Consider the following 12,834-nt stretch of genomic DNA (forward strand, 5'->3'; position numbering starts at 1 on the left):
TTCACCCAGGAGATTCCCATCAGCAGTTTCGCCGACCAGACCTTCACCGCGCCGGCGCAGATACGGAACTTCTGCATCATCGCCCACATCGACCATGGCAAATCGACCCTGGCCGACCGGATGCTGCAGCTCACCGGCGTCGTCGACGACCGATCGATGCGGGCCCAATACCTGGACCGGATGGACATCGAGCGGGAACGCGGCATCACCATCAAGGCGCAGAACGTTCGGCTGCCCTGGACGGTCAAAGGCGACCCGGAGGGGGGCTCGGGTGATGGACCCGAGCCCGGCGACTACGTGCTGCATCTGATCGACACGCCCGGTCACGTCGACTTCACCTACGAGGTGTCGCGTGCGCTGGAGGCCTGCGAGGGCGCAATCCTGCTGGTCGACGCCGCCCAGGGCATCGAGGCGCAGACCCTGGCCAACCTGTACCTGGCGCTGGACCGCGACCTGACGATCATTCCGGTACTCAACAAGATCGACCTGCCGGCGGCCGACCCGGAGCGTTACGCAGCGGAACTGGCCCACATCATCGGGTGCGAGCCCGAAGACGTGCTGAAAGTCTCCGGCAAGACCGGCGAAGGCGTAGCCGAGCTGCTCGACGAAGTCGTCAAGCAGGTGCCGCCGCCCACCGGCGACGCCGACGCGCCCACGCGGGCGATGATCTTCGACTCCGTCTATGACATCTACCGCGGCGTGGTCACCTACGTCCGTGTTGTCGACGGCAAGATCACCCCCCGCGAGAAGATCGCGATGATGTCCACCGGCGCCACTCACGAGCTGCTCGAAGTCGGCATCGTCTCGCCGGAACCCAAAGCGGCCAAGGGCCTGGGCGTCGGCGAGGTGGGATACCTGATCACCGGTGTGAAGGACGTGCGTCAGTCGAAGGTCGGCGACACCGTCACCACTGCCCGGGGCGGGGCCACCGAGGCGCTCACGGGCTACCGCGAACCCAAGCCGATGGTCTACTCCGGGCTGTACCCGGTCGACGGATCGGACTATCCGAACCTGCGGGACGCCCTGGACAAGCTGCAACTCAACGACGCCGCGCTGACCTATGAGCCGGAGACCTCGGTGGCGCTGGGCTTCGGCTTCCGCTGTGGCTTCCTGGGCCTGCTGCACATGGAGATCACCCGCGAGCGCCTCGAGCGTGAATTCGATCTGGACCTGATCTCCACCTCGCCCAACGTCGTCTATCGGGTCATCGCCGAAGACAACAGCGAGATCATCGTCACCAACCCGTCGGACTGGCCCGAAGGCAAGATCCGCACCGTCTACGAGCCGGTGGTCAAGACCACCGTGATCGCTCCCAGCGAATTCGTCGGCACCATCATGGAGCTGTGCCAGTCGCGGCGTGGGGAACTCGGTGGCATGGACTACCTTTCGCCGGAACGTGTCGAACTGCGCTACACGATGCCGTTGGGCGAGATCATCTTCGATTTCTTCGACTCGCTGAAGTCGCGTACCCGTGGCTACGCCAGCCTGGACTACGAGGAGGCCGGCGAGCAGGAGGCCGATCTGGTCAAGGTCGACATCCTCTTGCAGGGCGAGGCGGTGGATGCGTTCAGCGCGATCGTGCACAAAGACGCCGCCTCGGCCTACGGCAACAAGATGACCACCAAGCTCAAGGAGCTGATTCCGCGTCAGCAGTTCGAAGTTCCTGTACAGGCCGCGATCGGATCGAGAATCATTGCCCGCGAAAACATCCGGGCCATCCGCAAGGACGTGCTGTCCAAGTGCTACGGCGGTGACATCACCCGTAAGCGCAAGCTGCTGGAAAAGCAGAAAGAGGGCAAGAAGCGGATGAAGACCATCGGTCGGGTCGATGTGCCGCAGGAGGCGTTCGTCGCAGCGCTGTCCACCGACAGCGGGGGTTCCTCCGGAGACAAGGCCAAGAAGTAATGGCCTGCCGGTCGGGCACAGTCGGGGTCGGCGCGGTGGCCGCCGTGCTGCTGGCCAGCGGGTGCACCACGGTGGTGTCCGGGACCGTCCGGCCCGCACCGGGATTGGCGCCGACGCCGGTGACCGGGATGGCGGTCCGGCAGGTGTTGCTCGACGACTCCGAGTTGTCGAAGCTGACCGGTCAGCCCTTCCGCAGCGATCCCTCCATGCCGCCGCGGTTCGGCGGTCTCGACGAGCTGCCCGACGCGTGGGAGTTGGCCGAGCCGCAAGACTGTGTCGGCGCAGCGGTGGGTGGCCAGCGCAGCGTCTACAGCGACGCCGGGGTGCGCGACGCCGCCCATGAGTTCTGGGACGCCGCCAGCGACGGGGACTCATCGCTGACCGGGGTGGCCGAGGCGGTGATCGCGCTGGACAGTGCCGCAGACGCCGACGCACTCTTCGAGAAGTTCGCCGAGCAGTGGGGCAGCTGCGACGGAGTGCTGGTGACGCGCGACGCCGGCGCTGACAGCGAGGCCAGTGGTGTGATCACCGAAGTCTCAGACCAGGACGCGGTGCTGGTGGCCACGGTGCACACCAGCGTGGACGGCGAGCCGGGACTGACGGTTTCGCGGGCGCTCGCGGTGCGGGTGAACTGTGTCGTCGACGTCGACGTGTTCTGGTTCGACGAGGACGATGAAGACTTCGCCGTATCACCCGCCGGCGACGTCAGCGCCGCCGATCTGGTTCGGGCGATGCTGGACAAAGTCCGCACCATCAGCGGCTGACCCACGTGCGAGCAGACGCGAAGGCGCCCTGAGAGCGAGGATTTTGGGCGCCTTCGCGTCTGTTCGCGGGATAGCCGCGCAACCTACATAGGCGCGTTCGCGGGCTGGAAACCTCCGGTGGAGTCGGCCTCCTCCTCAGCGCGAATCACGTGGACGACCGCGTTGATCAGGGCCAGGTGAGTGAAAGCCTGCGGGAAGTTGCCCAAGTGCCGGCCGGTGCGGGGCTCGATCTCCTCGGCGTAGAGATGCAACGGGCTGGCGAACGACAGCAGCCGCTCGCACAGGTGCTTGGCCCGGCTGACCTCGCCGATCTCCACCAATGCCGAGACCAGCCAGAACGAGCAGATGGTGAAGGTGCCCTCCTCGCCGGACAGCCCGTCGTCGGTCTCCTCGGTGCGATAACGCAGGACCAGGCCGTCTTCGGTGAGTTCATCGGCGATCGCCATCACGGTGGCGCGCACCCGCGGGTCGTCGGCGGGCAGGAAGCGGGTGAGCACCACCAGCAGTAGCGATGCGTCCAGCGCCGTGCTGCCGTAGGTCTGGGTCAGCACACCGCGGGAGTCCACGCCGTTGGCCAGCACATCGGCTTTGATCTCTTCGGCGATCGCGCGCCACTGCTTGGCGTAGGAGATCTCGCCCTGCAGTTCGGCCAGTTTGGACCCGCGGTCCAGCGCCACCCAGCACATCACCTTCGACGACGTGAAGTGCTGCGGTTCGCCACGCACCTCCCAGATTCCCCGGTCGGGTTCGCGCCAATGTTTGATCGCCTCTTCCACCTGGCGTTTCAGCACCGGCCACAGGGTCTCCGGAATCTGCTCGCGAGACCTGGTGTGCAGATACACCGAGTCCAGCATGGTGCCCCAGATGTCGTGCTGTTGCTGGTTGTAGGCCCCATTGCCGATCCGCACCGGACGGGCGTTGTCATAACCGGAGAGGTGGTCGAGTTCTTCCTCGACCAATTCGTGCTCCCCGCCGACGCCGTACATCACCTGCAGCGGGCGTTGCTGACCGTTGTTGACGCCGGAGACGTCGGCGATGAATGAGAAGAAATCATCGGCCTCGCGATCCAGTCCCAGCGTGTACAGCCCCCACAGGGTGAACGCCGAGTCTCGCACCCAGCTGTACCGGTAATCCCAATTCCGTTCGCCCTGAGGGGTTTCCGGCAGCGACGTGGTGGGCGCCGCCAGCAGGGCGCCCGTCGGTGAATAGGTGAGGCCCTTGAGCGTCAACGCGCTGCGCTGCAGATACGCCCGCCACGGATGGTCGGGGAAGTTTCCGACGTTGATCCATTGCCGCCAGCATTCCGTGGTGTTCCACATCTTTTCGGCGGCTTCGGCATAGCTCTGCGGCGCAGGGTGTTTCGACCAGCTCAAGGCCACGAACACGTCGTCGCCCTCGGTCAGGCGAGTGCGAGCCCGGGCCTCACGACCCTCCAGCCCCAACCGCAGATTCGTCGTCAGCCGCAATGTCGGGTGGGCGTCCGGATTCTGCCGCGCCCGCGCTATCGCCTCGCCGTAGGCGTTGGACGAGTATTCCCAGGTGGCGCTGGTGCGGTGATAGTCGAACGCCGGCTCGCAGCTCATGGTCAGCTCGACGGTGCCGCTGACGCAACGCACCGTGCGCAGCAGGATGTGCTCGGCATCCCAGTCGGTGGGGGTGCGGCGGTGGGTCTGCGATCGTGCCTCGATGTCGTGCCATTTCCCCATCACCAGCGCGTCACGCACGATCAGCCATCCGGTGTGGGTCTGCCAGGTGGTTTCCATGATCGGGCTGCCGGGAATGTAGCGCCGCGCAGCGGGCACCGACACCCCGTAGGGTCCGATCCGGAAGTGCCCGGCACTGCGGTCCAGGAGGGCGCCGAAGACGCTGGGAGAGTCCGGGCGTGGCAGGCACATCCACTCCACCGAGCCCGCCGCCGAGATTAGGCAAGTGTTCTCGCAGTCCGACAAGAATGCGTAGTCGGCTATCGGTGGAAACGGATTGCGGACCTGATTCGGGGTCGCCGAATAGGGCACCGGCGCTGTTGCCGACAGCGGCGGTGGGGGCGGAATCGGGGTGCTCGTGCTTTCAGCGGGCACGGTGACGTCCGGGACTGTCTTGACGGGTGCATCGCCCGGCGGGGTGTGCAGGTCCATGGCGACATCATCTCTGGCGGCATCCCGCACGTCTAGCCGGATCACCCGATCGTAACTTCGACTGCCGGCTTGCAACGCTTGCAGAGGGCGGCGACCCGCCTCGCCCGGCTTCGCCGCGCTTGCGGTCGCCGCTAAGGTTGTGGGGTGGTGGGCTTCCTCAACTGGTGGGACGGCGTCGAGCTGTGGCTGTCCGGCCTGGGCTTCGTGGTACAGACCGCAGTGGTGATGCCGGTGGTGTTGTTGCTGGCCTACGGCCTGGCCTCGGTTCTGGACGCCGCGCTGGGGGAGGGAATCCGGATGCAAGAGCGGTTGCGCCACGGTCGTGACGATGGGGCCCGTTGATGCCTCGATCGCATGTGACGTTGGTGCTGGTCGGGCTGATTGCGCTGGTGATCGTCACCTGGCTGTTGACGCGCTGATCCGGGCCGCGCTGACCTCCTAAAACACCTGAACCGGGCCGAGTCTGCCCCCACCGGCCTCTGTTATGCTTCCCCGCATGTTTGCAGCGACCGGTGACCGGCGGCGCCAGTTCATGGCGTTCCCGCAACTCGCCGTGATCACCTCCGCTGTGGCCGACCTTCACTGTTGTCGCTGATACCGCACCCCGTCGGCGTATCGGTCTCGTCCTTGTGACGCACGTTCTTTAAATCGAACGCCTTTCGCGATCCGACGGACAAGCATTCTTGCCGACGTCTACACGGATTCGCCCGGAAAGGTCATCAATGCCCAACACCATCGCGCGCAGTATCGCGCTGGCACTGGCCGCCGCCATGGCAGTCACCACGCTCGCCGGGTGTGGCGGCGGACCCAGCGATGTCGTGGGAGGTGGCGAGCGCTCCGAGGCGCACACCACCCTGACGCTGGTGGCCTACGCGGTTCCCGAGCCCGGTTGGAGCAAGGTGATCCCGGCCTTCTACAACACCGAGGAGGGCGCCGATGTGCAGGTCATCACCTCCTATGGTGCATCGGGCGACCAGTCCCGCGGGGTGGTCAGCGGCAAGCCCGCCGACATCGTGAACTTCTCGGTGGAACCCGATGTCACGCGCCTGGTCAAGGCCGGCAAGGTCGCCGAGGACTGGAACGCCGGCGTCACCAGGGGTATCCCGTTCGGTTCGGTGGTGACGTTGGTGGTCCGGCAGGGCAATCCCAAACACATCAACGGCTGGGACGACCTGTTGCGGTCCGATGTCGAGGTCATCAGCCCCAGCCCGCTGAGTTCTGGATCGGCCAAATGGAATCTGCTGGCCCCTTATGCCGTCAAGAGCGAGGGCGGCAAGAACCCGCAGGCGGGCCTGGACTTTATCGACCAGCTGGTCAGTGATCACTTCAAGCTGCGCCCGGGTTCTGGGCGCGAGGCCACTGATGTGTTCCTGCAGGGCAGTGGCGACGTGCTGATCAGCTACGAGAACGAGGCGATCGCGGTCGAGCGCAAGGGCAAGCCGGTGGAGCACATCAACCCGTCGCAGACCTTCAAGATCGAAAACCCGCTGGCCGTGGTGACTTCCAGCCGGCACCTGGACACCGTCACCGCGTTCAAGAATTTCCAGTACACGCCGGCGGCGCAACGCCTGTGGGCCGAAGCCGGGTTCCGGCCGGTCGACCCGAGCATCGCCGACGAGTTCCGCCACGCGTTCCCGGATCCCGACAAGCTGTGGACGATCGCCGATCTCGGCGGGTGGGACGTCGTCGACGACTCTCTCTTCGACAAGTCGAACGGCGCTATCACCAAGATCTACACCCGGGTCACCGGATGAGCGCGACAGTGGTCACCGAGGCGACTCGGGGAGGCGACGGCGGGGCCCCCTCACGGTTCCGACGCGAAGGCGTATCACTGCGTGTCGGTGCTGCCACGGTGTGGCTGTCGCTGATCGTGTTGGCGCCGCTGGCCGCCATCGCCTGGCAGGCGGGCGGCGGCGGGTGGCGTGCATTCCAGTTGGCGGTCACCTCCCATGCCGCATTGCAGTCGTTCCGGGTGACGCTGACGATCGCGGTCGGAGTCACGGTGATCAACCTGGTGTTCGGCCTGTTGATCGCGTGGGTGCTGGTTCGCGATGACTTCTTCGGTAAGCGTTTCATCGATGTGATCATCGATCTGCCGTTCGCCTTGCCCACCATCGTGGCCAGCCTGGTCATGCTCGCGCTCTACGGCCCCGCCAGCCCGGTGCACGTGCACGTGCAGCACACTGCTGCCGGCGTCGGCCTGGCGCTGGCGTTCGTCACGCTGCCCTTCGTGGTGCGATCCGTCCAACCGGTGCTGCTGGAAATCGACCGGGAGGTCGAGGAAGCCGCTGCGTCGCTGGGTGCCTCCGGGCTGACCATCTTCCGCACCGTGGTGCTGCCGGCCCTGACCCCGGCGCTGCTGACGGGGGCGGGGCTGGCGTTCTCCCGGGCGATCGGCGAGTTCGGCTCGGTGGTGTTGATCGGTGGCGCGGTGCCCGGCAAGACCGAGGTTTCCTCGCAGTGGATCCGCACCCTGATCGAGAACGACGACCGCACCGGTGCGGCGGCGATCTCGTTGGTGCTCCTCGTGGTTTCGTTCCTGGTGCTGCTGGCATTGCGGGTGGTGGGGGCGCGAGTGAGCAAGCGGCAGGAGAGGTCCTGACATGACGTCGTCCCCGAAATTCCGCTACCTGTTCCGCTCTCTGGCGGTGGCCTACGTCGGCCTGCTGCTGATCGTCCCGGTGTCGTTGATCCTGTGGCGCAGCTTCGCGCCCGGGCTCGGGCAGTTTTTCGACTACATCTCCACACCGGCCGCCATCTCGGCGCTGCAGCTGTCGCTGCTGGTGGTGGCGATCGTGGTGCCGTTGAACGTCATCTTCGGTATCCCGACGGCATTGGTGTTGGCGCGCAACAAATTCCGCGGCAAGGGCGTGCTCCAGGCGATCATTGACCTTCCGTTCGCGGTCTCTCCGGTGATCGTCGGTGTGGCGCTGGTCGTGCTGTGGGGATCCGGAGGGCTGCTCGGCTTCGTCGAGAACGACTGGGGCTTCAAGATCATCTTCGGCCTGCCAGGCATCGTGCTGGCCAGCATCTTCGTCACGCTGCCGTTCGTGATCCGGGAAGTGGAACCGGTGTTGCACGAACTGGGCACGGACATGGAAGAGGCGTCGGCCACGCTGGGTGCGAGCTGGTGGCAGACGTTCTGGCGGATCACCCTGCCGTCTATCCGGTGGGGGCTGACCTACGGGATCGTGCTGACGGTGGCGCGCACCCTCGGCGAGTACGGCGCGGTGCTGATCGTGTCATCGAACCTGCCCGGAAAATCTCAGACCCTGACACTGCTGGTGTCTGACCGCTACAACCGCGGCGCCGAATACGGTGCCTACGCCTTGTCGACGCTGCTGATGGCGGTGTCGGTGTTGGTCCTGATTGTTCAGGTGGTGCTCGACGCGCGGGCCGGAAAGGGAGACAGATGAGCAACGCAATTTTGGTGCGCGGAGCGAACAAACGCTACGGCGACTTCGTCGCGTTGGACAACGTCGACTTCGCGGTCCCGTCCGGTTCGCTGACGGCACTGCTGGGCCCCAGCGGCTCGGGCAAGTCGACGCTGCTGCGCGCCATCGCCGGCCTGGACCACCCGGACAGCGGAACAGTCACCATCAACGGAGTCGACGTCACCGGAGTGCCGCCGCAGCGTCGCGGAATCGGCTTCGTCTTCCAGCACTACGCGGCGTTCAAGCACATGACCGTGCGCGACAACGTGGCGTTTGGACTCAAGATCCGCAAGCGGCCCAAGGCGGAAATCAAGGACAAGGTCGACAACCTGCTGGAAGTGGTCGGGCTCAGCGGCTTCCAGTCCCGCTATCCCAGCCAGCTCTCCGGTGGTCAACGCCAGCGCATGGCCCTGGCCCGGGCCCTGGCGGTGGACCCGCAGGTGCTGTTGCTCGACGAGCCCTTCGGTGCGCTGGACGCCAAGGTCCGTGAAGACCTGCGGGCTTGGCTGCGCCGCCTGCACGACGAAGTGCACGTCACCACGGTGCTGGTCACCCACGACCAGGCGGAGGCGCTGGACGTCGCAGACCGGATAGCAGTGCTGAATCGGGGCCGCATCGAGCAGCTCGGTACCCCGACCCAGGTCTACGACGCTCCGGCGAACGCGTTCGTCATGTCGTTCTTGGGTGCGGTGTCCTCGCTCAACGGCGCCTTGGTCCGCCCGCACGACATCCGGGTCGGCCGCACCCCTGACATGGCGGTGCCCGCGGCGACGACGGACGCCGCCAAAGAGGTCGGGGTGCTTCGTGCCATCGTCGACCGGGTGGTGACCCTGGGCTTCGAAGTGCGAGTCGAGCTCACCAATGCCGCCACCCACGTGCCGTTCACCGCCCAGATCACCCGCGGAGACGCCGAAGCCCTCGCTCTGGCCGAAGGGGACACCGTCTACGTGCGGGCCACCCGGGTGCCGCAGCTGAATGATGCGGTGCCGGCGGACGCGGCGGTACCGGTGTCAGGGTAGGCCCCAGCGCGGGATTGCCGGCCCGGGCCGGCAGGCGCCCGTCAGGCGGCTGCCGGGGTAGCCAGCACGTCTTCGATGCGGTCCAACACCGTCGCGGCCACCAGGCGGTGTGCGCCAAGCGGCTCGGCCATCGGGATCCCCGCCTGCGCTGCGTAGGCGGCGACCCGGTCGGTGATCCGGCCATGGGCCAAGAACCACGGAGCGATCATCAGCTTGGTGGCGCCGCGTGCCCGCAGGCGCTCGACCGCCTCGGGTATCGATGGCCGGGGACCTTCGGTGGCGAAGGCGACTTCCACTCCGGCCCAGCGAGTTCCGCGAGACAGCGGGGTGGCGATCGTGGCGGTCTGCGCATTGGTCGCCGCGTGCGACGAGCCCACCGCCACCACCACCACGCCCAGCTCCGGGTCGAATCGCGAGGCTCCGGCGCGCGACAGGCGCTCACCGAGCACCTGCACCAGGCGGCTGTCCTCGCCCAGCGTTGAAGCAACGCGTACGCCGGCGCCGGACTCGGCGATCATCGACGGAATGTCGACTCGGGCGTGGTAGGCGCTGGCCAGTAGCAGGGGCACCACCACGGTGTCCCGGGCGGGTCTGGCGCTGGTCTCGCTCAGCACCTCGCGCAGGTTCGGGGTGGTGTGCTCGCAGAACGCCACCCGCACGGCGTACTCGGGTGCCACCCGGCGAAGATGCCCGGCGATCGCACGGGTGTTGGCCGCCGCGCGCGGATCCCGGCTGCCGTGCGCGGTCAGTACCAGGGTGGTGCTCACGAGGCGTGCAGCCCGCATTCGGTTTTGGCCAGCCCTGCCCAGCGACCGCTGCGCGGATCCGCACCGGCCGCCGGCTTGATCGTGCAGGGAGCGCAGCCGATCGAGGGATAGCCCTCATCGATCAGCGGGTTGACCAGCACATTGTTTGCGGCGATGTAGGCGTGGAACTCCTCGTCGGACCACGCCGCGATCGCGTTGACCTTCACCAGACCGAACTGCTCGTCGAAGCTGATCAGCGGTGCGTTGGCACGCGTCGGCGCTTCCACCCGGCGCAACCCGGTGACCCACGCCGAGTAACCGCTCAGGGTGCGGGCCAGCGGCTCGACCTTGCGCAGCCGGCAGCACAGCGCCGGATTGGACCCGAACAGGTCCTTGCCGTGGGCGGCGTCCTGCTCTACCACGGTCTGCTCCGGGGTGACGTTGACCAACGTGATGTCGTACATCGCTTCCACCGCGTCGCGGGTGCCGATGGTCTCGGCGAAGTGGTAGCCGGTGTCCAGAAACAGCACCGGAACTCCCGCGCGGACCTTGGCCGCCAGATCGACGAGCACCGCGTCGGCCATGTTGGAGGCCACCACGTAGTTGCAGCTGGTGGCAGAGCTACCTGACTCTCCGAGCCCGTTCACCCCACCGAAGTTCGCATCCGTCCACTCCAGCAGCTCGGTGGCGCTGGCGCCGTCGAGTTCGGCCGCACCCTTGGCGGCCAGCTCGCGCAGCTCCGCTTCGCTATGGGGCCTCACCGCAGATCATCTTCTTCCGCACGCACCGCCCACTGCGCGAACCGTTCGCCAGGGTTGCGCTGCTTGATGAAGTTGCGCACCACCCGCTCGATGTAGTCGCCCAGGTCGTCGCTGTAAACCTTGTGCTGGCGCAGCTTGCGCCCGAATCCGCTGTCGGCGCCCAGGCTGCCGCCGAGGTGCACCTGGAAGCCGGGGACCGAATTGCCGTTGCCGTCGTCGATCATCTGGCCCTTGAAGCCGATGTCGGCCACCTGGATGCGGGCACACGAGTTCGGGCATCCGTTGATGTTGACCGTGATCGGCACGTCCAGCACGGCGTTGAGGTCGTCGAGTCGCTGTTCGAGTTCGGGGACCAGGCTCTGGGCCCGCACCCGGGTCTCAACGAACGAGAGCTTGCAGAACTCCAGGCCGGTGCAGGCCATCAGGTTGCGCCGCCACGGCGACGGGTTGGCCGGCAGTCCCAGGGCATCCAGCTCCGCGACCAGGTCGTCGACCTTCTCGTCGGGAACGTCGAGGATGACCAGCTTCTGGTACGGCGTGAACCGGGCCCGGTCGGAACCGACCTGCTCCATCAATTCCGCAACCTTGAGCAGCGTGGCGCCGTTCACCCGGCCGGAGATCGGGGCCACCCCGATCGCGTTGAGGCCATTGCGCGTCTTCTGCACCCCGACGTGGTCGACGGTCGCGGTGTGCTGCGGCGTGGGCGGCCCGTCGATCAGCGGGCGCTTGAGGTAGTCGGTCTCGAGGACTTCGCGGAACTTCTCGACTCCCCAGTCCTTGACCAGGAACTTCAGCCGCGCCTTGGAACGCAGCCGGCGGTAGCCGTAGTCACGGAACAGGCTGGTGACGCCCTCCCAGACATCGGGCACCTCGTCCAGCGGCACCCACGCGCCCAGGCGCTGAGCCAGCATCGGGTTGGTGGACAGGCCGCCGCCGACCCACAGGTCGAAACCGGGCCCATGCTCGGGGTGGTTGACGCCGATGAACGAGATGTCGTTGATCTCGTGGGCGACATCCGGCAGGCCCGAGACCGCGGTCTTGAACTTGCGCGGCAGGTTGGCGAACTCCGGGTTGCCGATGTAACGGCGGACGATCTCGTCGAGCGCGGGCGTGGCGTCGAGCACCTCGTCGAGCGATTCACCGGCCAGCGGCGACCCGAGCAGGCCACGCGGACAGTCGCCGCAGGCCTCGATGGTCTGCAGTCCGACCGCGTCCAGCCGGTCCCAGATCTCCGGGACCTTCTCGATCTCGATCCAGTGGTACTGCAGGTTGTTGCGGTCGGAGATGTCCGCGGTGTTGCGGGCGTAGTCGACCGAGATCTGGCCCAGCGTCCGCATCGCGGCGGCCGACAGCGCCTTGCCGTCGCAACGCACCCGAAGCATGAAGTACTTGGCCTCGAGCAGGTCGGCGTTCTCGTCGCCGGTGAAGGTGCCGTCATAGCCCTGCTCACGCTGGGTGTAGAGGCCCATCCAGCGGAAGCGCCCCCGCAGGTCGTCCTTGGTGATGGAGTCGAACCCCTGCTTGGAGTACACATCGATGATCCGGGCCTGTACGTTCAGCGCCGGGTCTTCCTGCTTGAACTGCTCGTTGTGGTTGACCGGTTCGGTCTCGCCGAGCGCCCACTGGGCCTCACTGCGCTTGGGCCGGCTCGGTGGAGCAGTCGGAGTGGCGGTCATCGATTCTCCTTAAAAGGGGAGCCGGCGGGATCGAGCGCGGTCTGCCGGCAACTGTCTCCGGCGGCGCAGATCCGACGGCCAGCTGGCAAAAACAGGTGGGGCGGTTCTACGACATCAAGGCAGACAGCGACAGCTGCATACACGCTTGAGATCGATATGCCGCCGAGCCACCAAGGCAACCCCGGACGAGGTGCAGTAGGCGGCGGTCACACGGGCGATTATGCCATGGATGCCAAAAATCTTCCTTACCGGCGCAAAGTTGTGATCGTCGTGAGCAAAACTCATTTGGGGCCCGATGCTGAGGCGGTGGGGCGGGGAGCGGGTCGGAACGGTTCGGGGGTGAGGAAACTCCGGGGCCGGGCCACCGCAGCGGGACAGCCGATCGGAAGGCGGG

Annotated in this window: 11 protein-coding genes; 7 read left to right on the forward strand and 4 right to left on the reverse strand. The window is 66.5% G+C overall.

The annotated features are described in order from the left end of the window. Positions 1-12 precede the first annotated feature (12 nt). Together lepA and AWC18_RS18250 are read left to right on the forward strand one after the other, a co-directional pair. Positions 13-1,905 carry a translation elongation factor 4 gene (lepA, locus tag AWC18_RS18245; RefSeq protein ID WP_085139638.1) on the forward strand — a complete coding sequence of 631 codons (1,893 nt, stop codon included), beginning with the start codon at positions 13-15 and terminating at the stop codon, positions 1,903-1,905. Then, entirely contained in the window at positions 1,905-2,669 is a 765-nt protein-coding gene (locus AWC18_RS18250) for a sensor domain-containing protein (protein WP_085139639.1), read from the forward strand. The genes lepA and AWC18_RS18250 overlap by 1 nt, the downstream gene beginning before the upstream one ends. An 83-nt stretch (positions 2,670-2,752) precedes the next feature. Here AWC18_RS18250 and AWC18_RS18255 read toward each other — a convergent pair whose 3' ends face one another. Continuing rightward, positions 2,753-4,804 carry a glycoside hydrolase family 15 protein gene (locus tag AWC18_RS18255; RefSeq protein ID WP_085139640.1) on the reverse strand — a complete coding sequence of 684 codons (2,052 nt, stop codon included), beginning with the start codon at positions 4,802-4,804 and terminating at the stop codon, positions 2,753-2,755. Between the two features lie 144 nt (positions 4,805-4,948). Between AWC18_RS18255 and AWC18_RS18260 the strand changes: the two genes are divergently transcribed. From AWC18_RS18260 to AWC18_RS18280, 5 genes are all read left to right on the forward strand, one after another. Then, a complete protein-coding gene (locus AWC18_RS18260; RefSeq protein WP_064998395.1) occupies positions 4,949-5,146 on the forward strand; it encodes a hypothetical protein in 198 nt (65 codons plus the stop codon). Positions 5,147-5,526: 380 nt separating this feature from the next. Next, positions 5,527-6,558: an extracellular solute-binding protein gene (locus tag AWC18_RS18265; RefSeq protein ID WP_085139641.1), complete on the forward strand. Its 1,032-nt coding sequence runs from the start codon at positions 5,527-5,529 to the stop codon at positions 6,556-6,558. Beyond that, entirely contained in the window at positions 6,555-7,406 is an 852-nt protein-coding gene (gene cysT / locus AWC18_RS18270; protein WP_085139642.1) for a sulfate ABC transporter permease subunit CysT, read from the forward strand. The genes AWC18_RS18265 and cysT overlap by 4 nt, the downstream gene beginning before the upstream one ends. A 1-nt stretch (position 7,407) precedes the next feature. Further along, on the forward strand, positions 7,408-8,220 hold the full coding sequence (gene cysW, locus AWC18_RS18275; RefSeq protein ID WP_085139643.1) for a sulfate ABC transporter permease subunit CysW: 813 nt from the start codon (positions 7,408-7,410) through the stop codon (positions 8,218-8,220). Further along, a complete protein-coding gene (locus AWC18_RS18280) occupies positions 8,217-9,257 on the forward strand; it encodes a sulfate/molybdate ABC transporter ATP-binding protein (RefSeq protein ID WP_085139644.1) in 1,041 nt (346 codons plus the stop codon). Before cysW ends, AWC18_RS18280 begins: the two co-directional genes overlap by 4 nt. A gap of 41 nt (positions 9,258-9,298) precedes the next feature. On the opposite strand, the gene AWC18_RS18285 is transcribed toward AWC18_RS18280, so the two are convergent. The 3 genes from AWC18_RS18285 to AWC18_RS18295 are packed head-to-tail and all read right to left on the reverse strand — an operon-like array spanning position 9,299 to position 12,440. Beyond that, positions 9,299-10,042, reverse strand: coding sequence for a sirohydrochlorin chelatase (locus AWC18_RS18285; RefSeq protein ID WP_085139645.1), 744 nt, complete (start codon positions 10,040-10,042; stop codon positions 9,299-9,301). Beyond that, positions 10,021-10,764, reverse strand: a complete 744-nt coding sequence (locus tag AWC18_RS18290; protein WP_085139646.1) for a phosphoadenylyl-sulfate reductase — start codon at positions 10,762-10,764, stop codon at positions 10,021-10,023. The genes AWC18_RS18285 and AWC18_RS18290 overlap by 22 nt, the downstream gene beginning before the upstream one ends. Beyond that, positions 10,761-12,440: a nitrite/sulfite reductase gene (locus AWC18_RS18295; RefSeq protein ID WP_085139647.1), complete on the reverse strand. Its 1,680-nt coding sequence runs from the start codon at positions 12,438-12,440 to the stop codon at positions 10,761-10,763. Before AWC18_RS18295 ends, AWC18_RS18290 begins: the two co-directional genes overlap by 4 nt. Between the last annotated feature and the right edge of the window lie 394 nt (positions 12,441-12,834).

Origin of the sequence: Mycolicibacter nonchromogenicus (assembly GCF_002101775.1) — a bacterium.
Classification (GTDB): Bacteria; Actinomycetota; Actinomycetes; order Mycobacteriales; family Mycobacteriaceae; genus Mycobacterium; species Mycobacterium nonchromogenicum.